At 61.4% G+C, this 25614-nt stretch carries 20 protein-coding genes; 16 read left to right on the top strand and 4 right to left on the bottom strand.

Annotated elements, in window-relative coordinates:
- Positions 1 to 207: 207 nt before the first annotated feature.
- The 12 genes from AD663_RS02380 to yccS all read left to right on the top strand — a co-directional run bounded on the left by AD663_RS02380 (position 208) and on the right by yccS (position 17782).
- Complete coding sequence (locus tag AD663_RS02380) at positions 208 to 1155, top strand: choline ABC transporter substrate-binding protein (protein ID WP_003177574.1); 948 nt, start codon at positions 208 to 210, stop codon at positions 1153 to 1155.
- Positions 1156 to 1225: 70 nt separating this feature from the next.
- Positions 1226 to 2071: a choline ABC transporter permease subunit gene (gene choW, locus AD663_RS02375; RefSeq protein WP_003177573.1), complete on the top strand. Its 846-nt coding sequence runs from the start codon at positions 1226 to 1228 to the stop codon at positions 2069 to 2071.
- Positions 2068 to 3246, top strand: coding sequence for a choline ABC transporter ATP-binding protein (gene choV / locus AD663_RS02370; protein WP_003177572.1), 1179 nt, complete (start codon positions 2068 to 2070; stop codon positions 3244 to 3246). The genes choW and choV overlap by 4 nt, the downstream gene beginning before the upstream one ends.
- A 311-nt stretch (positions 3247 to 3557) precedes the next feature.
- Positions 3558 to 4178, top strand: coding sequence for a transcriptional regulator BetI (betI, locus tag AD663_RS02365; RefSeq protein ID WP_053213207.1), 621 nt, complete (start codon positions 3558 to 3560; stop codon positions 4176 to 4178).
- A 79-nt stretch (positions 4179 to 4257) separates the two neighbouring features.
- On the top strand, positions 4258 to 5730 hold the full coding sequence (betB, locus tag AD663_RS02360) for a betaine-aldehyde dehydrogenase (RefSeq protein WP_053213206.1): 1473 nt from the start codon (positions 4258 to 4260) through the stop codon (positions 5728 to 5730).
- A 213-nt stretch (positions 5731 to 5943) separates the two neighbouring features.
- On the top strand, positions 5944 to 7647 hold the full coding sequence (gene betA / locus AD663_RS02355; protein WP_053213205.1) for a choline dehydrogenase: 1704 nt from the start codon (positions 5944 to 5946) through the stop codon (positions 7645 to 7647).
- A gap of 505 nt (positions 7648 to 8152) precedes the next feature.
- The gene (locus tag AD663_RS02350; protein WP_053213204.1) at positions 8153 to 9595 is read left to right on the top strand and encodes a TldD/PmbA family protein; all 1443 of its coding nucleotides are present in this window, start codon (positions 8153 to 8155) and stop codon (positions 9593 to 9595) included.
- Positions 9595 to 10932 carry a TldD/PmbA family protein gene (locus tag AD663_RS02345; protein WP_053213203.1) on the top strand — a complete coding sequence of 446 codons (1338 nt, stop codon included), beginning with the start codon at positions 9595 to 9597 and terminating at the stop codon, positions 10930 to 10932. The genes AD663_RS02350 and AD663_RS02345 overlap by 1 nt, the downstream gene beginning before the upstream one ends.
- A gap of 195 nt (positions 10933 to 11127) precedes the next feature.
- Complete coding sequence (gene mdtD / locus AD663_RS02340) at positions 11128 to 12555, top strand: multidrug transporter subunit MdtD (protein ID WP_003177566.1); 1428 nt, start codon at positions 11128 to 11130, stop codon at positions 12553 to 12555.
- Positions 12556 to 12703: 148 nt separating this feature from the next.
- Positions 12704 to 14041: an ATP-dependent RNA helicase DbpA gene (dbpA, locus tag AD663_RS02335; protein ID WP_256217155.1), complete on the top strand. Its 1338-nt coding sequence runs from the start codon at positions 12704 to 12706 to the stop codon at positions 14039 to 14041.
- Positions 14042 to 14200: 159 nt separating this feature from the next.
- Complete coding sequence (locus AD663_RS02330; protein WP_003177564.1) at positions 14201 to 15379, top strand: NAD(P)/FAD-dependent oxidoreductase; 1179 nt, start codon at positions 14201 to 14203, stop codon at positions 15377 to 15379.
- 219 nt (positions 15380 to 15598) lie between these two features.
- Complete coding sequence (gene yccS, locus AD663_RS02325) at positions 15599 to 17782, top strand: YccS family putative transporter (RefSeq protein ID WP_053213202.1); 2184 nt, start codon at positions 15599 to 15601, stop codon at positions 17780 to 17782.
- A gap of 120 nt (positions 17783 to 17902) precedes the next feature.
- On the opposite strand, the gene AD663_RS02320 is transcribed toward yccS, so the two are convergent.
- Complete coding sequence (locus AD663_RS02320) at positions 17903 to 18640, bottom strand: ABC transporter substrate-binding protein (RefSeq protein ID WP_003177562.1); 738 nt, start codon at positions 18638 to 18640, stop codon at positions 17903 to 17905.
- Positions 18641 to 18899: 259 nt separating this feature from the next.
- Between AD663_RS02320 and AD663_RS02315 the strand changes: the two genes are divergently transcribed.
- Positions 18900 to 19352: a GNAT family N-acetyltransferase gene (locus tag AD663_RS02315; protein WP_003177561.1), complete on the top strand. Its 453-nt coding sequence runs from the start codon at positions 18900 to 18902 to the stop codon at positions 19350 to 19352.
- A 95-nt stretch (positions 19353 to 19447) separates the two neighbouring features.
- Here AD663_RS02315 and AD663_RS02310 read toward each other — a convergent pair whose 3' ends face one another.
- The 3 genes from AD663_RS02310 to AD663_RS02300 are packed head-to-tail and all read right to left on the bottom strand — an operon-like array spanning position 19448 to position 22417.
- Positions 19448 to 19744 carry a helix-turn-helix domain-containing protein gene (locus tag AD663_RS02310; protein ID WP_003177560.1) on the bottom strand — a complete coding sequence of 99 codons (297 nt, stop codon included), beginning with the start codon at positions 19742 to 19744 and terminating at the stop codon, positions 19448 to 19450.
- A 4-nt stretch (positions 19745 to 19748) separates the two neighbouring features.
- Positions 19749 to 20252, bottom strand: coding sequence for a M48 family metallopeptidase (locus tag AD663_RS02305; protein WP_053213201.1), 504 nt, complete (start codon positions 20250 to 20252; stop codon positions 19749 to 19751).
- A 41-nt stretch (positions 20253 to 20293) separates the two neighbouring features.
- Positions 20294 to 22417 (bottom strand): bifunctional diguanylate cyclase/phosphodiesterase, encoded by a 2124-nt coding sequence (locus AD663_RS02300; RefSeq protein WP_003177558.1) that lies wholly within the window; start codon positions 22415 to 22417, stop codon positions 20294 to 20296.
- A 322-nt stretch (positions 22418 to 22739) separates the two neighbouring features.
- Between AD663_RS02300 and AD663_RS02295 the strand changes: the two genes are divergently transcribed.
- The 3 genes from AD663_RS02295 to AD663_RS02285 all read left to right on the top strand — a co-directional run bounded on the left by AD663_RS02295 (position 22740) and on the right by AD663_RS02285 (position 25567).
- Positions 22740 to 23411: a polysaccharide lyase family 7 protein gene (locus tag AD663_RS02295; protein ID WP_003177557.1), complete on the top strand. Its 672-nt coding sequence runs from the start codon at positions 22740 to 22742 to the stop codon at positions 23409 to 23411.
- A gap of 286 nt (positions 23412 to 23697) precedes the next feature.
- On the top strand, positions 23698 to 24366 hold the full coding sequence (locus tag AD663_RS02290; RefSeq protein WP_053213200.1) for a polysaccharide lyase family 7 protein: 669 nt from the start codon (positions 23698 to 23700) through the stop codon (positions 24364 to 24366).
- A gap of 919 nt (positions 24367 to 25285) precedes the next feature.
- Positions 25286 to 25567 carry a hypothetical protein gene (locus AD663_RS02285; RefSeq protein WP_003177555.1) on the top strand — a complete coding sequence of 94 codons (282 nt, stop codon included), beginning with the start codon at positions 25286 to 25288 and terminating at the stop codon, positions 25565 to 25567.
- Positions 25568 to 25614: the final 47 nt, after the last annotated feature.

The raw sequence follows: 25614 nt of genomic DNA, 5'->3' as shown, positions 1-25614 counted from the left end.
AAACGACGTTACCCGCACTGGATGCGACCATCCCTGTACTGGATACGACCCACCCTGTAGGCGTCGGATTTGCACTGGTACATGATCGGTTACGGCTCGATTGCAAGGCCGCGTGTCAGAAGAGTGCTCACGCGCCACCAACCGCAACATCCAATAAGCGCGGTTGTCCTGACCGGACACTGCCGATAAAACACCAGGAGTCCACCCATGAAAGGTTCCACGCCGTTGTTGTTGGCCGCCATGCTGAGTCTTCCGATGCTGGCCAACGCTGCAGAACCCGCACAGTGCAGCACCGTCAACTTCTCCGATGTCGGCTGGACCGACATCACCGTGACCACCGCCACCACCAGCGTTGTACTCGACGCGCTGGGCTACAAGACCAAGACCACCATGATTTCCGTGCCGGTGACCTACAAGTCCCTGGCCGACGGCAAGAACATGGACGTTTTCCTCGGCAATTGGATGCCGACCATGGAAAACGACATCAAGGCTTACCGCGACGCCGGCACAGTGGAAACCGTGCGCACCAACCTCAAGGGTGCCAAGTACACCCTCGCCGTGCCTCAGGCCCTGTATGACAAAGGCCTGCACGATTTCGCCGACATCCCCAAATTCAAGAAGGAACTGGACGGCAAGATCTACGGGATCGAGCCCGGCAACGACGGCAACCGCCTGATCCAGAGCATGATCGAGAAGAACGCCTTCGGCCTGAAGGACGCAGGCTTCAAGGTCGTCGAGTCGAGTGAAGCGGGCATGCTCTCCCAGGTCGACCGCGCCTCCAAACGCAATACCGACGTGGTGTTCCTCGGCTGGGCGCCACACCCGATGAACACGCGCTTCAAAATTCAGTACCTGACCGGTGGCGACGACTTCTTCGGCCCGGATTTCGGCGCTGCGACCGTCGCGACCAACACCCGCAAGGGCTACAGCCAGGAATGCAGCAATGTGGGCCAGCTGTTGAAAAACCTGGAATTCACGGTCGACATGGAAAGCTCGCTGATGGGCAACGTGCTTGACGACAAGATGAAGCCTGAAGCCGCGGCCAAGGCCTGGCTGAAGAAAAACCCACAGGTACTCGATACCTGGCTCGCTGGCGTCACCACCATTGACGGTAAACCAGGCCTGGACGCCGTGAAAGCCAAGCTCGCGCAGTAATTGCTCATGTTATGCCGGGCGGGTTCGCTCGCCCGGGCTGTTTATCCCTTGCATGCGGACGTTCACTACCATGCTCATTGATCAGAAAATACCCTTGGGCCAGTACATAGCCGGCTTTGTCGAATGGTTGACGCAACACGGCGCCAGCACATTCGACGCAATCGCGCTGTTCCTGGAAACGATGATTCACGGCGTGACGTTTGCGCTGACCTGGTTCAACCCACTGGCCTTGATCGGCCTCATCGCGCTATTGGCGCACTTCATCCAGCGCAAATGGGGCCTGACCGTATTCGTCATCGCCTCCTTCCTGCTGATCCTCAACCTGGGTTATTGGCAGGAAACCATGGAAACCCTCGCCCAGGTGCTGTTCGCCACCCTGGTCTGCGTACTGATCGGCGTGCCGCTGGGCATTGTTGCCGCGCACAAGCCGATGTTCTACACCCTGATGCGTCCGGTACTCGATCTGATGCAGACCGTACCGACCTTCGTTTACCTCATTCCTACCCTGACCCTTTTCGGTCTGGGTGTGGTCCCGGGCTTGATCTCCACGGTGGTGTTCGCGATTGCCGCGCCCATCCGTCTGACCTACCTGGGCATCCGCGACGTTCCGGAAGAACTGATGGACGCCGGCAAAGCCTTCGGCTGTTCCCGCCGTCAACTTCTGTCGCGCATCGAACTGCCCCACGCGATGCCCAGCATCGCGGCCGGTATCACCCAGTGCATCATGCTGTCGTTGTCGATGGTGGTGATCGCCGCGCTGGTGGGTGCCGATGGCCTGGGCAAACCCGTGGTCAACGCACTGAACACCGCCGATATCGCCCTGGGCTTCGAAGCCGGCCTGGCGATTGTATTGCTGGCGATCATGCTCGACCGAATCTGCAAACAACCCGACGCTAAAGTAGGGGGTGACGCATGAGCATAATCCGCTTCGAAGAGGTCGACGTGATCTTTGCCAAAGATCCACGCGAAGCCCTCAAGCTGCTCGACAAAGGCCTGACCCGAAACGAAATCCTGAAGAAGACCGGGCAAATCGTCGGCGTGGAAAAAGCCAGCCTGGACATCGAGAAAGGTGAAATCTGCGTACTGATGGGCCTGTCCGGCTCGGGCAAGTCCAGCCTGCTGCGCTGTATCAATGGCCTGAACACCGTGAGCCGCGGCAAGCTGTTCGTCGAGCACGAAGGCCGCCAGATCGACATCGCTTCCTGTACCCCAGCCGAACTGAAGATGATGCGCACCAAGCGCATCGCCATGGTGTTCCAGAAGTTCGCCCTGATGCCTTGGCTGACCGTGCGCGAAAACATCAGCTTCGGCCTGGAAATGCAGGGCCGACCGGAAAAGGAACGCCGCAAGCTGGTGGATGAGAAGCTTGAGCTGGTGGGCCTGACCCAATGGCGCAACAAGAAGCCCGACGAGTTGTCCGGCGGCATGCAGCAACGAGTCGGCCTGGCCCGCGCCCTGGCGATGGACGCCGACATCCTGCTGATGGACGAACCGTTCTCGGCCCTCGACCCGCTGATCCGCCAAGGCCTGCAGGACGAACTGCTGGAGCTGCAACGCAAGCTGAGCAAGACCATTGTGTTCGTCAGCCACGACCTCGACGAAGCCCTGAAGCTGGGCAGCCGTATCGCGATCATGAAAGACGGCCGCATCATCCAGTACAGCAAGCCGGAAGAGATCGTATTGAACCCGGCGGACGATTATGTGCGCACCTTCGTCGCCCACACCAACCCACTCAACGTTCTCTGCGGGCGCAGCCTGATGCGCACCCTGGACAACTGCAAGCGCATCAACGGTTCGGTGTGCCTGGACCCGGGCGGCGACTCCTGGCTTGACCTGGCCGAGGGCAACACCATCAAGGGCGCCCGGCAGAACGGCGCGGCGCTGGACCTGCAAAACTGGGCACCGGGCCAGGCCGTCGAAGGCCTCGGCCGTCGCCCGACGCTGGTGGACTCCAACATCGGCATGCGCGACGCGTTGCAGATCCGCTACCAGACCGGCAACAAGCTGGTGCTTCACGATGACCAGAAAGTCGTCGGGATCCTGGGCGACAGCGAGCTGTATCACGCATTGCTCGGCAAAAACCTGGGCTAAGCCCACCTGCGCAAAGACGCCGCGAGATGATCGCGGCGTTTTTGTTTGTGTAGACACTCAGCCCTGACATTGCCCTCGCCACACAACCGTTTGCTCGGCATCCAACCGACCCCCGAGTGTTATAAAGACATCCCGAAAAAGTCCTCGCCCCTGTACTACGGGTTTTCATACATGAAATTCCCGACAAACAGCGATGACTTACGTATAGAACTTTGTTTTTGTTGATTGAACGTTCAATCAAAACAAAATAGACTGGCCTTCGCCACGGCAGACCCAACTTGTCCGCCGGCGGGCCTAAGGAGATGTGCTAGATGCCCAAGGTCGGTATGCAACCCATCCGCCGCCAGCAATTGATCGAAGCCACGTTGCAGGCCGTCGACCAGGTCGGGATGGGGGACGCCAGCATTGCGCTGATCGCTCGTTTGGCCGGTGTCTCGAACGGCATCATCAGTCACTACTTTCGGGACAAGAATGGCCTGATCGCGGCTACGGCCCAGTACCTGATGAGTGTCCTGAGCGAGAACGTCACCGCGCGCCGCCAGGCGCTCCAGGATTCGAGCCCACGGGCTCACCTGAAGGTGATCATCGAAGGCAACTTCGACGCCAGCCAGGTCAATGGCCCGGCAATGAAAACCTGGCTGGCCTTCTGGGCCACCAGCATGCATCACCCGTCTTTGCACAGGTTGCAGCGGATCAACGATCACCGTCTGTATTCCAACCTGTGCTGCCAGTTCCGCCGTGTGTTGCCCGTTCATCAGGCACGCAGCGCGGCACGGGGCCTGGCCGCCCTGATTGACGGTTTGTGGCTGCGCGGCGCGCTGTCGGGAGACGCGTTCGACACCGCCCAGGCACACCGGATCGCTTACGAATACATGGATTTCCAACTGGCCAAAGCAGGCATGCCAGAGCACACAGAACCGCTCGGCTCCTGAACCGCCACCGACCCGCGCAGTCAGCTATAGACGACACGCCCGGTGGCCAGCCAACCACTTATGCACTTGCGAGGACTTTATGGCCCGTTTCGAACTGCAAAAACTCTACATCGATGGCGCGTACAGCGATGCCAGCGGCGACGCCACCTTCGAAGCCATCAACCCTGCCAACGGTGAAGTCCTTGCCCAAGTGCAGCGCGCGACCAAGGACGATGTCGAGCGCGCCGTGGTCAGCGCCGAAAAGGGCCAGAAAATCTGGGCCGCGATGACCGCCATGCAGCGTTCGCGCATCCTGCGCCGCGCCGTCGACATCCTGCGCGAGCGCAACGATGAACTGGCCGCCCTGGAAACCCTGGACACCGGCAAATCGTTCTCCGAGACCAAATACGTCGACATCGTCACTGGCGCCGATGTGCTGGAATACTATGCCGGCCTGGTGCCTGCCATCGAAGGCGAGCAGGTTCCGCTGCGCACCACTTCGTTCGTCTATACCCGTCGCGAGCCCCTGGGCGTGGTAGCGGGTATCGGCGCATGGAACTACCCGATCCAGATCGCCCTGTGGAAATCCGCACCGGCCCTGGCGGCGGGCAACGCGATGATCTTCAAGCCGAGCGAAGTCACCTCGCTGACCACCCTGAAACTGGCCGAGATCTACACCGAGGCCGGTCTTCCAGCGGGCGTGTTCAACGTACTGACCGGCAGCGGCCGTGAAGTAGGCACCTGGCTGACCGAGCACCCGCGCATCGAGAAGATTTCCTTCACCGGTGGCACCGACACCGGCAAGAAAGTCATGGCCAGCGCTTCGAGCTCCTCGCTCAAGGACGTGACCATGGAACTGGGCGGCAAGTCGCCGCTGATCATCTTCGATGACGCCGACCTGGATCGCGCCGCCGACACCGCGATGATGGCCAACTTCTATAGCTCCGGCCAGGTCTGCACCAACGGCACCCGCGTATTCGTGCCGAGCCACCTCAAGGCGGCCTTCGAAGCCAAGATCGCCGAGCGCGTGGCACGCATTCGGATCGGCAACCCAGAGGACGAAAACACCAACTTTGGCCCGCTGGTGAGCTTCGCCCACATGGAAAGCGTGTTGGGCTACATCGAGAAAGGCAAGGCCGAGGGCGCGCGCCTGCTGTGCGGCGGTGGTCGCCTGACCGACGGCGAATTCGCCAAGGGCGCATTCGTCGCCCCGACCGTGTTCACCGACTGCACTGACGAAATGACCATCGTGCGCGAAGAAATCTTCGGCCCGGTGATGAGCATCCTCACCTATGAAACCGAAGAAGAAGTGATCCGCCGCGCCAACGACACCGAGTTCGGCCTGGCCGCCGGCGTCGTGACCCGCGACCTGAACCGCGCCCACCGCGTCATCCATCAGCTCGAAGCGGGCATCTGCTGGATCAACGCCTGGGGCGAGTCGGCGGCGGAGATGCCGGTCGGTGGCTACAAGCAATCGGGCGTGGGCCGTGAGAACGGCATCAGCTCGCTGAACAACTTCACGCGCATCAAATCGGTACAGGTCGAACTGGGCGATTACGCGTCGGTGTTCTGATCTGGCATGAGGCCTGAGTGAACGCTGTTGTGGCGAGGGAGCTTGCTCCCGCTGGGCTGCGAAGCAGCCCCAATTTCAGGCACCACAGTCATTCAGACAGACCGCAGTCGCAGATTTTGCGACTGCTGCGCAGCCGAGCGGGAGCAAGCTCCCTCGCCACAAGAACACTCGGCTGCCGCGACCTGAACCCAATTCCAGAAGAGGGTGCATTCAATGTCCCAAGAATTCGATTACATCATCATCGGCGCAGGCTCGGCCGGTAACACCCTGGCCACCCGCCTGACCGAAGACGAAGGCGTCACCGTCCTGCTGCTCGAAGCCGGCGGTCCGGACTATCGCCTGGATTTCCGCACGCAAATGCCCGCCGCACTGGCGTTTCCGCTGCAAGGCCGGCGCTACAACTGGGCCTATGAGACCGACCCGGAGCCACACATGAACGGCCGCCGGATGGAGTGCGGTCGCGGCAAGGGCCTGGGCGGCTCCTCCCTGATCAACGGCATGTGCTACATCCGCGGCAACGCCCTGGACTATGACAACTGGTCCAAGCTGCCCGGTCTGGAAGACTGGGCCTACCTGGACTGCCTGCCGTATTTCCGCAAGGCCGAAACCCGCGACATCGGCCCGAACGATTACCACGGTGGCGACGGCCCGGTCAGCGTGACCACGCCCAAACCCGGCAACAATCCGCTGTTCAACGCCATGGTCGAAGCGGGCGTACAGGCAGGCTATCCGCGTACCGAAGACCTCAACGGCTACCAACAGGAAGGTTTCGGCCCGATGGACCGCACCGTCACGCCGAACGGCCGTCGCGCCAGCACCGCCCGTGGCTACCTGGACGTTGCGAAGAAGCGTTCGACGCTGACGATCGTCACCCATGCCCTGACCGACAAGATTCTGTTCGAAGGCAAGCGTGCCGTGGGCGTGCGCTACCTGGTGGGCGCCGCCGAAGAGCGCGTCGAAGCCCGGGCACGCAAGGAAGTGCTGCTGTGCTCCGGCGCCATCGCCTCGCCGCAGATTCTCCAGCGTTCCGGCGTCGGCCCGGCCAAGCTGCTGGAAAGCCTCGACATCCCGGTGGTCCACGAGCTGCCAGGCGTCGGCGAAAACCTGCAGGACCACCTCGAACTGTACCTGCAATACGCCTGCACCCAACCGGTTTCGCTGTACCCATCGCTGCTCTGGTACAACCAACCGGCCATCGGTGCCGAGTGGCTGTTCAATGGCACCGGCATCGGCGCCAGCAACCAGTTCGAGGCCGGCGGTTTCATCCGCACCCGTCCGGATTTCGATTGGCCGAACATCCAGTACCACTTCCTGCCGGTGGCGATTAACTACAACGGCAGCAACGGCGTGAAGGAACATGGCTTCCAGGCGCACATGGGTTCCATGCGTTCGCCAAGCCGTGGCCGGATCCAGGCCAAGTCCAAGGACCCGCGCCAGCATCCGAGCATCCTGTTCAACTACATGGCCACCGAGCAGGACTGGCAGGAATTTCGCGATGGCATCCGCCTGACCCGCGAGATCATGCAGCAACCTGCGCTCGATCCGTTCCGCGGTCGTGAAATCAGCCCGGGCATCGAGGTGCAGACGGACGAGCAACTGGACCAGTTCATCCGCGAGCACGCCGAAACCGCGTTCCACCCGTCCTGCTCGTGCAAGATGGGCACCGACGACATGGCCGTGGTGGATGGCGAAGGCCGCGTACATGGCCTGCAGGGGCTGCGAGTGGTCGATGCCTCGATCATGCCGATCATCACCACCGGCAACTTGAACGCGCCGACGATCATGATCGCCGAGAAGATCGCCGACAAGATCCGTGGTCGCAAGCCACTGCCTCGCAGCACCGCGCCGTACTACGTCGCCGGCGACGCGCCAGTGCGCGGCAAGCCGCTGCGTGAAGTAGGGCCTACCGCCCAGTAAGGCTCGGAACCGCGGCGCGGCCTTCGCGAGCAGGCTCGCTCCCACATTGGGATCTGCAGCGGACATACATTTTGTGACCACTAAGATCCCTTGTGGGAGCGGGCTTGCTCGCGAAAGCAGTGGGTCAACTTGCATCAATGTTGGATGTGCCGCCGTCTTCGCGAGCAAGCTCGCTCCCACAGGGATTGGTGGTGAACACAGATTTTGTGACCGCCGAAAATAGCTTGTGGGAGCGGGCTTGCTCGCGAAAGCCGTGGGTCAACTTGCATCAATGTTGGATGTGCCGCCGTCTTCGCGAGCAAGCTCGCTCCCACAGGGATTGGTGGTGAACACAGATTTTGTGACCGCCGAAAATCCACTGGGAGCGAGCTTGCTCGCGATTGCGTCCAATCTGACACGCCAAATTCCCATCTGCCTTGATCCCTCCCCCGCCCAGGCCTAATCTAGAGCCGCCGCGTCAATGCGCCGCATGCCGCTGCACCGCCACTCCAGACAAGGAGGTTCCATGTTCGACTTCCACCCCCAGCTCAAGCAGCGTTTTGCTGCCTTGCGCACGGGCGCTGAATTTTTTTCCCTGCGCTACGTGCGCGAGTCCGGCCAGCATCTGTCGGTGCGCAAGAACGTTGCCGAACCGCCCAGCCTGGGCCGCGACGAAGGCGCGATGCTTACCGCGCGGGTCAATGGCGTCGAGGCATATGCCTCCACCAACGACCTGTCCCAGGCCGGTCTGCAAGCGGCGCTGGAGCGGGCCGAGCAACAAGCCCGGCGGCTCAAGCCCCATGCCCTGCTGGACCTGCGCGAGCAACCGGTGTCCAGCGACCGCGCAGATTACTACTCACCTCATTTCGACCAGGCGTTCCCGGCCCTGAGCGATTGCTACCAACTGCTCGGCGACGAATCGGCGGCGGTGCCCCGGGACGAGCGTTTGGTAAACTGGCAAGTCAGCATCGGCCTGACCCAAGTCGAACAGATCTACCTCAACAGCGCTGGCGCCGAACTGCGCCAGGCCCAACGTTTCATCTACCCGGCCCTGGACGTCACCGCCTTCGACGGCCATGACAGCCAGACTCGTACCCTCGGCCGGGAAAATTTTGGCCAGCAAGGCGGCTTCGATGTGATCAGCCGCTGCGGCCTGATCGGCGCCGGGCCGAAAATCGCCGACCAGGCCCTGCAGTTGCTGATGGCGCCGAACACCCCGCAGGGTCCGCGCGACCTGCTGCTGATGCCCGACCAGATGATGCTGCAGATCCACGAGTCCATCGGCCATCCACTGGAGCTGGACCGCATCCTCGGCGACGAGCGCAATTACGCCGGCACCAGCTTCGTCAAGGCCAGCGACTTCGGCCACCTGCAATACGGTTCCAGCCTGCTGAACGTGACCTTCGACCCGGACATCCCCGAGGAATTGGCGAGCTACAGCCATGACGACGAAGGCACCGCCGCCAGCAAACAGTTCTTGATCCGCGAGGGCCGTTTGCTGCGGCCGTTGGGCGGAGCGTTGTCGCAGTTTCGCGCGGGCCTGGACGGTGTCGCCAACAGCCGTGCCTGCGGTTGGAATCGCCCGCCCATCGACCGCATGGCGAACCTCAACATCGAACCCGGCGACCAACCCCTGGAGCAACTGATCCAGGGTATCGAGCGCGGCGTGCTGATGCGCACCAACCGCTCCTGGTCCATCGACGACGCCCGCAACAAATTCCAGTTCGGCTGCGAGTGGGGCGAACTGATCGAGAACGGTGAGCTCAAGGGCGTGGTGAAGAACCCCAACTACCGGGGCATTTCCGCGCACTTCTGGAAGAGCCTGCGCGCCGTGGGCGATGCCAGCACCTCACAAGTCCTGGGCACGCCCAACTGTGGCAAGGGCGAACCGAACCAGGTCATCCGCGTCGGCCATGCCTCGCCGGCCTGCGTGTTCAGCAATGTCGATGTGTTTGGGGGAGATGCCTGATGAGTACCGTCAATAATCAGGCCGGGGCGTTCAAGGCGTTGGTCGACTGGCTGCGCGAAGCCCTGCATACGCCTGAACAGTTCACCCTCGGCTACGCCGCCGAGTCCTCGGCCTTTGTGCGGTTCAACCACGGCAAGGTCCGCCAGGCCGGACACGTGCAACAGGCCAGTGTCAGTTTCAAACTGATCGACGAGGGTCGCCACGCCGACTTGCAGATCACGTTGTCTGGCGACGCCGAGACCGACCTGCAACGCTTGGCCGAGGGTCTGCAGCAACTGCGCGAAACCTTGCCGCTGCTGCCCCCGGATCCGTATTTGCTGCTCAACCAAAACCACTGGCAGAGCAACAATGTGCAGGACCATCCCCTGCCGGAAACCGAGCACGCCGTGGCCGAAATCACCCGCGCCGCCGAAGGCCTGGACCTGGTGGGGTTCTACGCGGCGGGCCCCATCAGCCGTGGTTTCGCCAGCTCGTCGGGGGCGTTCGGCTGGCATCAGGCCAACAGTTTCAACTTCGATTTCAGCCTGTTTCATGAGAACGGCCAGGCGGTGAAAGCCAGCTACGCCGGGCATGAATGGAGCGACGAGGGGTTTGCCCGACGCTTCGAGCAGGCCCGCGAGCAGCTTGAATTTCTCGGTCGCCCCTTGCGCACGCTGCCGCCCGGCGAATACCGGGCCTACCTGGCGCCGGCGGCCCTGGAAGAGATCATGGGCATGCTCAGTTGGGGCGGGTTCTCGGCCCGGGCAATTGCCAGCAAGCAGAGCCCGTTGCAGAAATTCTATGCCAGCGAAGCTTGTTTCAGCCCCACTGTATGGCTGAGCGAACAGGTCAGCGGCTCCTTGAGTCCGGCATTCTCCGATGAAGGTTATCCCCGCGATGACCTGGGGCTGATCGCCAAGGGCATGGCCAATGCGCGGCTGGTCAATTCTCGCAGCGCCGCCGAATATGGCCTCACCGCCAACGGCGCCAGCAGCTATGAATACCCCACGGCGCTGGTCATGCAGGAAGGTCTGCTGGAGCAAAAGCACATCCTCGAGGCCCTCGGCACCGGGCTGTATATCAGCAACCTCTGGTACCTGAACTACTCGGACCAACCGGCTGCGCGCCTGACCGGCATGACCCGCTTCGCCACGTTCTGGGTCGAGAACGGCCAGATCGTGGCGCCGGTCAGCACCATGCGCTTCGACGACAGCGTCTACAGCCTGCTCGGTTCACAACTCGAAAGCCTGACCCAGGAGCGGGAACTTCTGCTCTCGGCCAGCACCTACAGCCAGCGGGCCACGGCCTCGATGCTGTTGCCGGGGGCGCTGGTCAAGCGGTTGACGTTGACACTGTAAACCGAGGGCTTTCCCGGTGGCGAGGGAGCTTGCTCCCGCTGGGGCGCGAAGCGCCCCCAAACCGACCAACACGGTGTACCTGAAAGATCGCGTCGCCTGGATTACGACTGCTTCGCAGCCGAGCGGGAGCAAGCTCCCTCGCCACAAGAGCTGCCTCGCCACAGTTATTTATTCACTGTTCATACAAGAGGTCCCATGCCCAACCGCGCACCGCTCGACGCCGTCACCGCCCGCTGGCTTCCGTGGGTGGTGGCAATCGCCTTCTTCATGCAGTCCCTGGACGGGACCATCCTCAACACCGCCCTGCCCGCCATGGCCAGTGACCTGGCGGAAAACCCATTGCGCATGCAAGGCGTGATCATCGCCTACATGCTCACCGTGGCGCTGCTGATCCCGGCCTCGGGCTGGATCGCCGACCGTTTCGGCACCAAGAAGATTTTCTTCGGCGCGATCCTGTTGTTCAGTTTCGGCTCGCTGCTGTGCGCCTTGTCCAGTTCGTTGAGCATGCTGATTGGCGCACGGGTGATCCAGGGCTTGGGCGGCGCGTTGATGTTGCCGGTCGGCAGGCTGGTGGTGCTGCGGGCGTATCCGCGCTCGGAACTGGTACGGATCATGGGTTTCATCACCATCCCCGGCCTGCTCGGCCCGTTGATCGGCCCGACCATGGGCGGCTGGATGGTGGAATACCTGACTTGGCACTGGATCTTCATCATCAACCTGCCGGTGGGCATGATCGGTTGTTATGCGGTGTGGAAGTTCATCCCCGACCTTCGCGGCAGCGAGCGCACCCGTTTCGATGGGCTAGGCTTCCTGCTGTTCGGCGCGGCGATGGTGCTGATCACCATCGCCATGGAAGGCCTGGGTGAGCTGCACCTGCCGCACCTGCGGGTGATGCTGTTGTTGTTCGGCGGCATGGCGTGCCTGGCGGCCTATTGGCTGCGGGCCGGGCACGTTGAGAACGCGCTGTTCCCGCCGTCGTTGTTCAAGACCCGGACCTTCGCCGTCGGCATCCTCGGTAACCTGTTCGCGCGCCTGGGCAGCGGCGCCCTGCCGTTCCTGGTGCCGTTGCTGCTGCAAGTCGCCCTGGGTTATTCGCCGTCCCAGGCCGGCATGAGCATGCTGCCGCTGGCGGCCGCCGCGATGGTCGCCAAGTCCGTGGCCCGGCCGTTGATCGAACGCCTGGGCTATCGCATCGTCCTGACTGGCAACACTGTGGCCTTGGGCCTGATGTTGGCGAGCATGGGCCTGGTCAGTGAGCAGACGCCGTACTGGCTGCTGCTCGCGCAATTGGCGGTGCTGGGGGCGATCAACTCACTGCAATTCACCGCGATGAATACCGTAACCCTGATCGACCTCGACGATGCCAGCGCCAGCAGCGGCAACAGCCTGCTGTCGGTGGTGGCGCAATTGTCCCTGAGCCTCGGCGTGGCGTGCGCCGGTGCGCTGCTCGGCGGCTTCACGGCCCAGGTAGGCAATGACGGGGTCGACACCGTCCTGGGCGCGTTCCAGCTAACATTCGTGACAGTGGGGATCATGGCGATGCTGGCGGCGACGATTTTCTCCCAGTTATCCAAGCAGGATGGGCGACGGGTCAAGCGGCCGGATGAGCATATCGAGCACTAACGGCATTGGCTGCCTGACCACAACAGCTCGTCCATAACTTTCGAAGAAAGTGGCACGAGGCTGCTACACTGCGCGACATTTTGTTTTGCAGGCCAGTCCCGTGACCACCATTGCCACCGCTTTTAATACTCTACCGCTGTCCGCCGCCATGCTGGCTAACCTCGAATCACTCGGTTATGCCCAGATGACGCCGATCCAGGCGCAGAGCTTGCCGGTGATTCTCAAGGGCATGGACCTGATCGCCCAGGCCAAGACCGGTAGCGGCAAGACCGCGGCCTTCGGCATCGGCCTGCTGAACCCGATCAACCCGCGCTTCTTCGGTTGCCAGGCACTGGTGATGTGCCCGACCCGCGAGCTGGCCGACCAGGTCGCCAAGGAAATCCGTCGACTGGCCCGTGCCGAAGACAACATCAAGGTCCTGACCCTGTGCGGCGGCGTGTCCTTCGGCCCGCAGATCGCCTCCCTTGAACACGGCGCCCACATCATCGTCGGCACGCCAGGGCGCATCCAGCAACACCTGCGCAAGGGCTCGCTGGTGCTGGACGGCCTCAACACGCTGATCCTCGACGAAGCCGACCGCATGCTCGACATGGGTTTCTACGACGCCATCGAAGACATCATCCAACAGACCCCGGAACGCCGCCAGACGCTGCTGTTCTCGGCCACCTACCCGGTGGGCATCAAGCAACTGTCGTCCAAGTTCATGCGCAACCCGCAGCAAGTGAAGGCCGAGGCGTTTCACTCCGACGCGCAGATCGAGCAGCGCTTCTACGAGATATCGCCCGAGGAGCGCATGGACGCGGTGGTCAAGGTGCTGGCGCATTTCCGCCCGGCTTCCTGCGTGGCGTTCTGCTTCACCAAGCAGCAGGTCCAGGAAACCGTCGACCACCTGACCGCCAAAGGCATCTCCGCCGTGGGCCTGCACGGGGACCTGGAACAACGTGACCGTGATCAGGTGCTGGCGATGTTCGCCAACCGCAGCACCTCCGTGCTGGTAGCCACCGACGTGGCGGCCCGTGGCCTGGACATCGATGCCCTGGACATGGTGATCAACGTTGAGTTGGCGCGGGATTCGGAGATTCATATCCACCGCGTCGGCCGCACCGGACGCGCCGGGGAAAAAGGCATCGCCATCAGCCTCGTCGCACCGTCCGAAGCCCACCGCGCCCAGGCCATCGAGCAACTGCAGAAATCGCCGCTGAGCTGGGACCAGTTGGACAACCTCAAGCCCCAGGGCGGTGGTCCGCTGCTGCCGGCCATGAGTACCCTGTGCATCGGCGCCGGGCGCAAGGACAAGGTCCGCCCCGGCGATATCCTCGGCGCCCTGACCGGCGAGGCCGGTATCCCTGGTGCCCAGGTCGGCAAGATTGCGATTTTCGACTTCCAGGCCTATGTGGCCGTGGAACGCGGCATCGCCAAACAGGCCTTGCAACGCCTGAACGATGGCAAGATCAAGGGGCGCTCGCTGCGGGTGCGGATCCTGTAAGCGATCTTCCATCCAACGAAGATCCCCTTGTGGGAGCGGGCTTGCTCGCGAAGGCGGTGTATCAGTCGATTCAATGTTGACTGACACACCGTCTTCGCGGGCAAGCCCGCTCCCACATTGGTTTGTCGGTGAAATTAAAATTTGTGAGAGGACACCGTTTTGCGCTCTACCGAAGTCGTGATCATTGGCGCTGGCGCCGCCGGATTGATGTGCGCATTGACCGCCGCCGCGCGCGGGCGCCAGGTGCTGTTGCTGGACCACGCCAACAAGGCCGGCAAGAAAATCCTCATGTCGGGCGGTGGGCGCTGCAATTTCACCAACATGTACACCGAGCCGGGCAATTTTCTCTCGCAAAATCCGCACTTCTGCAAATCGGCCCTGGCGCGCTATACCCAATGGGATTTCATTGCCCTGGTGGCCAAGCACGGCGTGCCCTATCACGAGAAAAAGCTCGGCCAGTTGTTCTGCGATAACAAGTCCAGCGACATCCTCGGCCTGTTGCTGGATGAGTGCGACCAGGCCGGCGTCAGCCTGCACCTGGACACCTCGATCACCCACATCGAAAAAACCGACAGCGGCTACCTGCTGCAAACCACCCTCGGCGCCATCGCCTGCCAGTCCTTGGTGATCGCCACGGGCGGGCTGTCGATCCCGACCTTGGGCGCCACCGGCTTCGGCTACCAAGTCGCCCAGCAATTCGGCCACCAACTGCTGCCCACCCGCGCCGGGCTGGTGCCGTTCACCATCACCGACCAGCTCAAGGCATTGTGTACCGAACTCTCCGGCACATCGGTGGACTGCCTGGTGAGCTGCAACGACCAGAGCTTTCGCGAGAACATCCTGTTCACCCACCGCGGCCTGAGCGGCCCGGCGATCTTGCAGATTTCGTCGTTCTGGGAGCCGGGCGATACGGTGCAGATCAACCTGCTGCCGGATCACGACGTGCCGCAGTGGCTGCAACAGCAACAGGCCGAGCGCCCCAACAGCGAATTGAAAACCCTGTTGGGCGAACTGTTCACCAAGAAGATGGCCAACCTGTTGGCCGACAGCTGGTTCGTGTCCAAGCCCATGAAGCAATACACCCACGCTGAGTTGGCGGACATCGCCGAAAAACTGGCGAGCTGGAACGTGGTCCCGGCCGGCACCGAAGGCTACCGCACCGCCGAAGTCACCCTGGGCGGCGTCGACACCCGGGAAGTCTCGTCCAAGACCATGGAGTCGCTGAAAAGCCCTGGCTTGTATTTCATCGGCGAAGTGCTGGACGTCACCGGCCATCTGGGCGGGTTCAACTTCCAATGGGCCTGGGCGTCGGGTTATGCGGCTGCGCAGTACGTATGACACAGCACACATCAAATGTGGGAGCGGGCTTGCTCGCGAATGCGGTGAGTCAGTCAATTCGATGCTGCTGACACACCGTATTCGCGGGCAAGCCCGCTCCCACAGTAGGTTGGTGGTGCATCCCGGAACACTTTTTGCTGCCAGATGTGCTCGCCGCCATTGCGTCGGCGTCATTACTGCCTCAATTTAGCGTCATTGCCCGTCAGGCCCGTGCACTTCATGTCATCGACCTCGTTTAGCCAGTCTCTGCGTCGCCTTTGGGCGTTGGATAAGTTCAGTTATAGCGTGCGGGTGTTCATCGCCCTGACCGGCAGCATGGGGCTGTGCTGGTACCTGGACGAGATGGCGCTGCTGATCCCCCTGTTCCTGGGCATCATCGCCAGCGCCCTGGCCGAGACCGACGACAGTTGGCAGGGCCGCCTCACTGCGCTGGCTGTGACCCTGGTGTGCTTCACCGTCGCGGCGCTGTCGGTGGAGTTGCTGTTCCCATACCCCATCGTGTTCATCGTTGCCCTGGCCCTGGCGAGTTTCGGCCTGACCATGCTGGGTGCCTTGGGCGAACGCTATGGCGCGATTGCCTCGGCCACGCTGATTCTGTCGGTCTACACCATGATCGGCGTGGATCAGCGCGGCGGCGCAGTCACTGATTTCTGGCACGAGCCCCTGCTGCTGGTGGCGGGCGCGGCGTGGTACGGCCTGCTCTCGGTGTTGTGGCACGCGCTGTTTTCCAACCAGCCGGTGCAGCAGAGCCTGGCGCGGCTGTTTCGCGAACTGGGGCGTTACCTGAAACTCAAATCATCGTTGCTGGAGCCGATCCGTCAGCTGGACATCGAAGCCCGCCGCCTGGAACTGGCCCAGCAGAACGGCCGGGTGGTGGCGGCGCTCAACAGCGCGAAGGAAATCATCCTGCACCGGGTGGGCAATGGCCGGCCGGGGTCGAAAGTCAGCCGCTACCTGAAGCTGTATTTCCTGGCCCAGGACATCCATGAACGCGCCAGCTCGTCTCATTACCCCTATAACGCACTGGCCGAAGCCTTCTTCCACAGCGACGTGCTGTTCCGCTGCCAACGCCTGCTGCGCCAGCAAGGCAAGGCCTGCCAGGCGCTGGCCGAGTCGATCCAGCTGCGCCAGCCGTTCGTCTACGACCATACCTTCGCTGAAGCCCTCAACGACCTGCACGCGTCGCTGGAACACTTGCGCATCCAGAGCAACCCGGCCTGGCGCGGCTTGCTGCGGTCATTGCGGGCATTGGCGGCGAACCTTGGCACTATGGACCGGCTGCTCAGCGACGCGAGCAACCCTGACGCACTGGCCGATGCCACCGACAGCAGCCTGCTGGACCGCTCGCCGCGCAACCTCAAGGACGTCTGGCTGCGCCTGCGCACACAACTCACGCCCACCTCGCTGCTGTTCCGCCATGCCCTGCGCCTGCCCCTGGCCCTTAGTGTGGGCTACGCCGTGGTGCACATGATCCACCCGTCCCAGGGCTACTGGATCATCCTCACCACACTGTTCGTCTGCCAGCCCAACTACGGCGCCACCCGGCGCAAGCTCGGCCAAAGGATCATCGGCACCGCCATCGGCCTCACGGTGGCTTGGGCGCTGTTCGATCTGTTCCCCAACCCGCTGGTGCAATCGTGCTTCGCGATCGCCGCCGGGGTGGTGTTCTTTACCAACCGCACCACCCGCTACACCCTGGCGACAGCGGCGATCACCATCATGGTGCTGTTCTGCTTCAACCAGGTGGGCGACGGCTACGGGCTGCTGCTGCCGCGGCTGTTCGATACGCTGCTCGGCAGCCTGATCGCCGGGCTTGCGGTGTTCCTGTTCCTGCCGGACTGGCAAGGTCGGCGGCTGAACAAGGTGCTGGCCAACACGCTGACCTGCAACAGCATTTACCTGCGCCAGATCATGCAGCAATACGCCACCGGCAAAAGCGATGACCTGGCCTATCGCCTGGCCCGACGCAACGCCCACAACGCCGATGCCGCGCTGTCCACCACGCTGGCCAATATGCTGATGGAACCGGGGCATTTCCGTAAGGAAGCCGATGTGGGGTTCCGCTTCCTCGTGCTGTCCCACACTCTGCTCAGTTACTTGTCAGGCCTGGGCGCGCACCGGGGCACCGAGCTGCCAGCGCACGTGCATGAACAGTTGATCAACGGCGCCGGTGTGAAACTGGCAACGAGCATCGATGAAATCGCCCAGGGGTTGGCGAGCAAGCAAGCGATTGCGATCCAGAGCGATGAAGAAGAAGCCTTGGCCAATGAACTCGAGCAGATGCCCGATGAAATCGATGAGGGCCAGCGGCTGGTGCAGACGCAACTGGCGTTGATCTGCCGTCAGCTGGGACCGTTGCGGACACTGGCGGCGCATTTGATCAAGGACCCCAGCGAGGTCTGAATACTGCGGTGAATGGGCGGGCCTCTTCGCGAGCAAGCTCGCTCCCACAGGGGTATGCATTCCAAACGTGGGAGCGGGCTTGCTCGCGAAGGGGCCAGTCCAGGTACTTACCCTCCAAGCTCACATTCCATGTTGCTTGAGTAACCGCGCATAACTCCCATCCGCCTTCATCGCCGCGATCTCCTGATCGAACTTCGCGATGATTTCCTGGTGCTCCGGGTTCTTCAGGCTGACCAGGATGTGCAGGCTGTTTTCGCTCAACGGCTTGGGCAGGAACTCCACGGCGCTGCGTACTTTGGCGGATTCACGGGCCAGGTAATAGCGGGCCACGTATTCATCCTCCACGGTCAGTTTCACCCGCTCGGCGACCAGCATGCGCACGGCCATGGCGAAGTTATGCACAGGGATCTTTTGCATTTGCAGATCTTCATCGAATTCCTTGGAGTAGGCATACCCCCGGACCACGGCGATGGGATAGGCATGCAACTGTGGCAATTGATCGAACTGGATATCGTCGTCCTTGCGCTTGATGAAACGCACTCGGTTGACCAGGTACTCGGCCGAGAACTGCCCCACCTGCGTGCGCTCTTCGCTGTACCAAGCATTGATCAATACGTCATAACGCCCCTCGCCAATGCCCAGCATCGCCCGGGCCCAGGGCACCTGCTCGAAGTCCGTGGCATAGCCGGCTCGCGCCAGGGCCGTACTGACAATGTCGGTCGCCAAGCCGCCGTTGACCAACGTGGAATCAGTGAACGGTGGCCAGCCATCGGCGACCAGACGCAACTTCTGCGCGCAGGCGCTGTAGCTCAGCAACAGCAACCCGACCAAAGCAAGAGTTCGATGCAATCGAGGCATGCCAGACATCCTTGACGGGTTCAAAGCCCGGTTTGTTTTTAGCCGAAACTCAAGGGATTTCCTCAGGTATCCGGTCCTAACATTAGCTCATCGAAATTGCTGCGCAGTGCTGCAGCGAAGATTACACAAAGAAGACAGCGCTGCGACAAGTGAATGATGGCATTTTGATTTTTTTTGCCATTTTCCGGTCGACCGGGAACGAGACTTCCAGCGACGGCCCGCTTAATATCGGCATCAGGTTCTTCAGGAAATTCAAAAAATGGACATCGACTGGGTCTGCAAACATCACAGTGACCTGAGCAAGGAACAGCTGTACGCCATCCTCAAATTGCGCGCCGATGTGTTCGTCGTCGAGCAGAACTGCGCCTACCCGGACGTTGACGGCCTGGACCTGGAAGGCGACACCTGTCACCTGATGGCCTGGCAGGACGACCACCTGGTGGCCTACCTGCGCTTGCTGGACCCGCATTCACAAAACAGCGACGTGGTGATCGGCCGCGTCATCATTGCGCCGCAAGCACGGGGCCAGGGGCTGGGCCACACGCTGATGGAACAGGCGCTCAAACAGGCCGAAAAGCATTGGCCCGGGACGTCGATCTCGCTGTCAGCCCAGGCGCATCTGCAGGGGTACTATGGGCGGTATGGGTTTGAGGTGGTGGGGGTGGAGTATCTGGAGGATGGGATTCCACATATAGGCATGCATCGCCCTTGAAGGCGCCATCGCGAGCAGGCTCGCTCCCACATTTGATCTACGTAGCCCTTGAAGATCCCTGCTCGCGATGAGGCCAGCCCAGGCACAGCCACATCTCAGGGATACTCAAGCACCGCCTTGATCCGCTGCAAATTGCCCTCGATCCAGCCCCGGTCAATCGCACCCCAATCACGAATCCGATAACGTCCGGCGTGATTGCGCGCGCCCTGCTCCTGTTCGAACTCACACAGGATATCCAGGTCGGCCAGGGCCGCGACGGTGTCCTGGGCGGTGCGTCGCGGCATGCCGGTGACCTCGGTGAGGGCCGGGACATTGCTGGCGGCGCCGCTGTCGATCAGGTAAGCCACATACAAGCGACGATAAAAACTGGTCTTGGTCTTGCTGACGTCCATTCGGTCATTCCTTTTGGGATGGCAGATCGCGCCAGGTCAGGTACACCCTGAGATCGAATTCCAACTGGTGGTACCCCGGCAGCATGTGCTCGCAAAGCTGGTAGAACGCCTTGTTGTGGTCCGACTCCCTGAAGTGCGCCAACTCGTGCACCACAATCATCTTCAAGAACTCCGGCGCCGCCTCCTTGAACAGCGACGCGATGCGAATTTCCTTCTTGGCCTTGAGCTTGCCTCCCTGCACCCGCGAAATCGCCGTGTGCAGACCGAGGGCACGGTGGGTCAGGTCGAGGCGATTGTCGAACAACACCTTGTCGATGGCCGGCGCATTACGCAGGTATTGCTGCTTGAGATCCAGGGCATAAGCGTACAAGGCCTTGTCGCTCTGGATCGGATGGCGGCCGGGATAGCGCTGGTGCAGGTAATCGCCCAGTCGATCCTGAGCGATCATTTGCTGCACCTGGGCTTGCAGGGCGGCGGGATAGGCCTGGAGGTATTTGAGCGCGGTCATCGGGGCGGCAACAGTTGCAAAAGGTCGCCAGTGTAGCGAATTCAGGCCCGCACCGCGCTCCAGTCGAACGGCGTGGCGAAGGCGCCCGTGTCGTCGGCTACCAAGGGGCGTGCCACCAGGAAACCCTGCACATACTCGCACCCATGGGCTTGCAACCACTGATATTGCTCCAGGGTTTCCACCCCTTCGGCGATGACCCGCAAGCCCAATTGCTTGCACAACTCGATCACCGAGGCGGCCAGCGCGGCATCCCGGGGCGACCCTGGCAAGCGGGCGATCAAGTGGCGGTCGAGCTTGAGGGTATCGAGTTCAAGGTCACGCAGATGCGCCAGCGAACATGGCCCCGAACCGAAGTCATCCAGCGCCACCCGCACACCGAGGTGACGTAGCAGGTGCAATTGCTTCTGGGTTTCATCAGGGTTGCGCATCAGCGCATCCTCGGTCACCTCGACCTCCAGTTGCCGGGGTTCCAAGGCGTGGCGCTCCAGGACCTGGCGCAGTTCGGTCACCAGGTTCGGCATACCGAATTGGGTGCTGCTCAAGCTCACCCCCAGTACCAGATCGTCGGCGAACAACCGTTCCCAGATTTTGCGCTGGGCCGCGCTGCGATGATAAATCCAACTGCCCAGCCGGCTGATCAGTCGTGCCTCCTCCAGTAACGGCAGGAACAGGCCCGGCGGCACATCGCCGACGCTGGGGTGCTGCCAACGCAGCAAGGCTTCGAAGCCGCGGATTCGTCCATCGCTGATCCCCACCTGGGGCTGATAGACCATATTGAAGTCGCGGTTCTCGATGGCCGAACGCACGCTTTCTTCAAGCATCAGCCGTGAACGGGCTCGCCCGTTCATTTCCTGATCGTAGAAACGGTATTGCTGGCGTCCCGCGCGCTTGGCTTCGTACATGGCGATGTCCGACGCACGCAACAGCCCATCCAGGTTGGCGCCACAATCGGGATACGTGGCGATGCCGATGCTGGCTCCCAGCGCCACATCCATGCCCTCGATCTGCTGGCAGATCGCGACACGCTCGATGAGTTTCTCGGCGATCTTGGCGGCTTGCTCCGGGAATTCCAGGTCCAGCAGCGCCGTGAACTCATCACCGCCCAGGCGCGCCAGGATGTCGAACGGGCGCAGGCACGCCTTCAGTTGTTCCGACACCCAGCGCAACACCCGGTCCCCGGCGTCATGCCCTAGAGAGTCGTTGACCCGCTTGAAACCGTCGAGGTCCAGGTACAACAGCACCCAGTTGCTTTCCTGTCGCTCGCTGCGCATCAGCAGGTTTTCGGCGGTCTGGTAGAACCCGCGACGGTTGAGCAAACCGGTCAGCGGGTCCGTAACCGCCTGGTATTCGAGTTGCTGATGCAGATGGCGAACCACCGACATGTCCTGGAGCGTCACCACCATCGCCTTCTGCTCGGCGGGCAACGGTGCGCAGGACAAGGCTACCGAAACCTGTTGGCCAGGCGCGGTGCGCATGACGGCGTCGTGCAGGCGGAAGGTCTCGCCACGACGATAGGCCGTGTGGATATCACAATCGGCCCATTCGGCGATGTGCGGTTTCTGCAGGAAATCGAGGAACGGCCGCCCTTGCAACTGCTCGGCGGTGGCATTGAGCAAACGGCAGGTGGACGGGTTGGCGAAGCGGATACCGCCTGCCTCGTCCACCACCAGAATGCCTTCGGCGGCGTTGTCCAGCACCGAGGCGTTAAAGGCCCGGGCCGCTTCCAGATCCTGGCTCAGGCGCTGCAAGGCCCGGCGATTGCGCTGATGCTCGAGCAACGCCTGCACCTTGGGCTTGAGGATCTGCGGGTCGAAAGGTTTGAACAGGTAATCCACTGCGCCATTGGCGTAGCCCTTGATCACCGCATCCTGGGACTGTTCGTTGGCGGTCAGGAAGATGATCGGCGTCAGCCGCGTGCGCTGGCTGCCACGCATCAGGCGAGCCACTTCGAAACCGTCCATGTCGGGCATCTGCACGTCCAGCAGGACCAGGTCGATGTCATGTTCGAGCAGCAGGTTAAGCGCCTCGACACCCGAGGCAGCGGTCATCACTCGCCAATCCGGACGCTGCAACAACGCTCGCATGCTGAGCAGGTTTTCGGGGTAGTCATCAACAATCAAAAGGACGGAGCTGTCGTCGCCAATCGTGGGTTGCGCGCATTCCATGCTGCTTCTCTTATCAGGCGCCATGTCCGTTTTCCGTGGCAAAGCGGACAAATACTGTGAACTCACTCTAGACCGGGATTTTGAAAAGCAGTAGGTGTCATCGCGCCATCATCCAGACAAAGCCCGAAATAGCCGACTAACGGTCACCCTGGTCAGGCATAAAAACTGCAATACCTCTCATGACGTTCAATTGACGTCAAACATCCGCCGACAAAACAACTAAAAGCTCAAATCCCGGTGTTATCAGGACGCCCCTCAAGCGCGGGTTAGAGCCTCACGCTGTGGCGTTCATTCATTTCACAACGTTATGCAGGACCTCAACATGATCGATCTCACTACTTGGAATTTGAGCGTACCCGAAGGCACCCCAGCGATGACCATCGAGACCCCTCGACTGGCCCAAGGGTTCAAGGACCAATACTTCAACGCCGAAACCGGCACCCTGTTCTTCTGGGCCCCGGTAACCGGCACCAAGACCGCCAACGCGATATACCCACGCAGCGAACTGCGTGAAACCTACGCCGATGGCACCCTGCGCAACTGGCTCTATCCGGCGGCGGATAACACCTTGCGTGCGACCCTGACAGTCAATCAGGTACCCAGCTCCGGCAAGATCGTGATCGGCCAGATCCACACCAAGGACAGCACCAGCCCCATGGTGAAGCTGGAGTTCCAGTACAAGACCTCTAGCTCCACCGGCAACATTGTCGCCAAGGTCCGCATGCGTCCGGATGACGAATCGGGCCAGGTGATTACAGTCGCCACCGGCGTCAAGCTCGACCGCAATTTTTCCTACATGATCCACCTCAGCCCAGGTGGTGCGCTGGGGATCAGCGCGGCGGGCTTCAACTGGAGAACCTCGGTGGACCCGACCTGGAAGACCAAACCTCTGTATTTCAAGGCGGGCGTCTATGTGCAGGACAACACTGGCTACACCACCGAAGGCGGAAAAGTGACGTTCAGCCTGCTGGAAATCAAGCACACCACCCTTTAAGGGTATCAAGAGCACCGGTGCAGCAAGGATCGCTGCTCCGGTGCCCCCCGCCTATACAGATGCCATAGCGCCATAGTTCAGCCAAAAACCGAACTAACCGACCAACGGCCAACTATCTCGGGCACAAACACTGCGATGACCACTCTGACGGTCAGTTGACGCCAACCCTCCGCCGTACTGGCATGAGAAAAGGCCGACCCAGGCCTTGTCGAATCGACTCGATAAGTCCGGGCCAGAGCCTCTGGTTGCGTCATGCAGTATTTTCACTCGTATAAAGGACCCGAACATGGTCGATCTTGCAACCTGGAACTTGAGCATCCCTGAGGGCAGCCCGCCCAAAACCATCGAGACCCCTCGGCTGGTGGATGGGTTCAAGGATAAATATTTCAACTCCGAAGGCAGCACCGTGTATTTCTGGTCACCGGTGACCGGCACCAAGACGGAAAACGCGATTTACCCCCGTAGCGAATTGCGCGAGACGTACAAGGACGGCACCTTGCGCAATTGGCTGTACCCAGACGCCGACAATAAATTGAGCGCGACGCTGGTCGTCAATCAGGTCCCCAGCAGCGGCAAGATCGTGATCGGGCAGATTCATGCCAAGGACAGCAGCAAGCCCTTGGTGAAACTGGAATACCAGTACAAGGATGATGGCAAGACCGGCGACATCGTTGCCAAGGTCCGCATGCGCCCCAACGACGACGAGGGCCGGGTTGTCACCGTCGCCACCGGCGTGAAGCTTGATCGGTCGTTCAGTTACCGGATCCACCTTGATCGTACTGGCGACTTGGGGATTACTGCGGCGGGTCGTAGTTGGTATACCACCATCAGTTCTACGTGGCGGGTCAAACCGTTGTATTTCAAGGCTGGGGTGTATGTTCAGGACAACAGTGGGTATACCAGTGAAGGTGGGAAGGTGACGTTCAGCAAGTTGGATATTGATCACAACACTTAACTGTGTGTTTTCGAAAGTCTCGTGGGGATGTATCTAGGGATACCGTGTGTATATCCGTTCCTGCGGTAACGGCCACTTAGGGTTACGCCCTTACGGCGTCTCACTTTTGAGAAGCGCAAAAGTAAGCAAAACGCTCTTGCCCCACCACTCGGTGCCTCGCCTAGGCTCGGCATGCCCTCAACTCCGGCATTGCTCCGTGGGCCCGCCGCGAAGGGTCATCCATGACCCAGCGCGGCTATCCCGGCATCCATGCCGGGATGCCCACTACGCAATGCCTGCGTTCGGCCAGCGTGGTTAACGGGGCCCCGAGATCAACGTCCCCCTCGAGGCGGCCTTATAGCCGGCCTGGTTGTTGGAGGGATCGCGTTTCTCCTGTGGGAGCGGGCTTGCTCGCGAAGGCGGTGGGGCAGGTTGCGGTGATGGTGGGTTGTTCGGCGCTTCGCTTGGGTGCGCATTTTCTGCTTATCCTGCCCTTCTGAAATTCTCGTAGGAATTTACTCACCGTGGCGAGGGAGCTTGCTCCCGCTGGGCGGCGAAGCAGCCCCCTCTTTTCGTCAGACCGACCTCATGCCCAGGTTTTACGGCGGCTGCGCCACCGAGCGGGAGCAAGCTCCCTCGCCACGGGGGGCCGGTGCGTCCTACAGGTCGATTTTTGCTTGGAAAATCTGCTCTATAGTTGGGTCTGCCCGCTGGCTTTGATCAGTGGGAGGGTTTCGCAGCCCTGGTGAGTTAGAATCACAACCGTCAAAAATCGGCATAGGCATACGCGCCTGTGTTCGGCTTTCATGGCGGCTGTGTGTGGGAGATCTTCGGGTCTGCCGGGTGCTAACTCCTCGGTCTGCGAACCCGCACATGGCTGCCCCCCAATTGTTTCGCAGCAAAACGGTGGCCAAATTTTCCCTTGAGTTAGAGATTTATTATGTCTACCGAACAATCGTTCCGCCGCTTCACCCCACTTACCCCGATCGCCACCACTCAGCCCGTCCTGTTCATCGACAAAACGGCCGCACTGCCCGAACTCCACGCCTGCGTTAGCGAACGCCTGCACGCCACCCTCGACTACCTGACGCTCATGGCCTGCAGCTCCCTGCGTGACTCAGGCGAAAACGACATCAATACCATCACCAACATCGCCCGGATCATGGTCCAGGATGTGGATGTGTTTGGGGTAATTGAACAACGCGGGCTCGAAGGTCAATAACGCTCCGTTTTGGTGGGAGCGAGCCCGCTCTCGATAGCACTGGATCA

Source organism: Pseudomonas sp. Q12-87 (assembly GCF_001269755.1).
GTDB classification, from domain to species: domain Bacteria; phylum Pseudomonadota; class Gammaproteobacteria; order Pseudomonadales; family Pseudomonadaceae; genus Aquipseudomonas; species Aquipseudomonas fluorescens_S.
Note: the sequence above shows the minus strand (reverse complement) of the source record. Positions and strands in the feature narration are given on the sequence as shown.

Excerpts from the sequence above, each read along its gene's own strand:
- AD663_RS02380 (WP_003177574.1), top strand. The coding sequence starts at position 208 with ATGAAAGGTTCCACGCCGTTGTTGTTGGCCGCCATGCTGAGTCTTCCG.
- choW (WP_003177573.1), top strand. The coding sequence starts at position 1,226 with ATGCTCATTGATCAGAAAATACCCTTGGGCCAGTACATAGCCGGCTTT.
- choV (WP_003177572.1), top strand. The coding sequence starts at position 2,068 with ATGAGCATAATCCGCTTCGAAGAGGTCGACGTGATCTTTGCCAAAGAT.
- betI (WP_053213207.1), top strand. The coding sequence starts at position 3,558 with ATGCCCAAGGTCGGTATGCAACCCATCCGCCGCCAGCAATTGATCGAA.
- betB (WP_053213206.1), top strand. The coding sequence starts at position 4,258 with ATGGCCCGTTTCGAACTGCAAAAACTCTACATCGATGGCGCGTACAGC.
- betA (WP_053213205.1), top strand. The coding sequence starts at position 5,944 with ATGTCCCAAGAATTCGATTACATCATCATCGGCGCAGGCTCGGCCGGT.
- AD663_RS02350 (WP_053213204.1), top strand. The coding sequence starts at position 8,153 with ATGTTCGACTTCCACCCCCAGCTCAAGCAGCGTTTTGCTGCCTTGCGC.
- AD663_RS02345 (WP_053213203.1), top strand. The coding sequence starts at position 9,595 with ATGAGTACCGTCAATAATCAGGCCGGGGCGTTCAAGGCGTTGGTCGAC.
- mdtD (WP_003177566.1), top strand. The coding sequence starts at position 11,128 with ATGCCCAACCGCGCACCGCTCGACGCCGTCACCGCCCGCTGGCTTCCG.
- dbpA (WP_256217155.1), top strand. The coding sequence starts at position 12,704 with ATGCTGGCTAACCTCGAATCACTCGGTTATGCCCAGATGACGCCGATC.
- yccS (WP_053213202.1), top strand. The coding sequence starts at position 15,599 with ATGTCATCGACCTCGTTTAGCCAGTCTCTGCGTCGCCTTTGGGCGTTG.
- AD663_RS02320 (WP_003177562.1), bottom strand. The coding sequence starts at position 18,640 with ATGCCTCGATTGCATCGAACTCTTGCTTTGGTCGGGTTGCTGTTGCTG.
- AD663_RS02315 (WP_003177561.1), top strand. The coding sequence starts at position 18,900 with ATGGACATCGACTGGGTCTGCAAACATCACAGTGACCTGAGCAAGGAA.
- AD663_RS02310 (WP_003177560.1), bottom strand. The coding sequence starts at position 19,744 with ATGGACGTCAGCAAGACCAAGACCAGTTTTTATCGTCGCTTGTATGTG.
- AD663_RS02305 (WP_053213201.1), bottom strand. The coding sequence starts at position 20,252 with ATGACCGCGCTCAAATACCTCCAGGCCTATCCCGCCGCCCTGCAAGCC.
- AD663_RS02300 (WP_003177558.1), bottom strand. The coding sequence starts at position 22,417 with ATGGAATGCGCGCAACCCACGATTGGCGACGACAGCTCCGTCCTTTTG.
- AD663_RS02295 (WP_003177557.1), top strand. The coding sequence starts at position 22,740 with ATGATCGATCTCACTACTTGGAATTTGAGCGTACCCGAAGGCACCCCA.
- AD663_RS02290 (WP_053213200.1), top strand. The coding sequence starts at position 23,698 with ATGGTCGATCTTGCAACCTGGAACTTGAGCATCCCTGAGGGCAGCCCG.
- AD663_RS02285 (WP_003177555.1), top strand. The coding sequence starts at position 25,286 with ATGTCTACCGAACAATCGTTCCGCCGCTTCACCCCACTTACCCCGATC.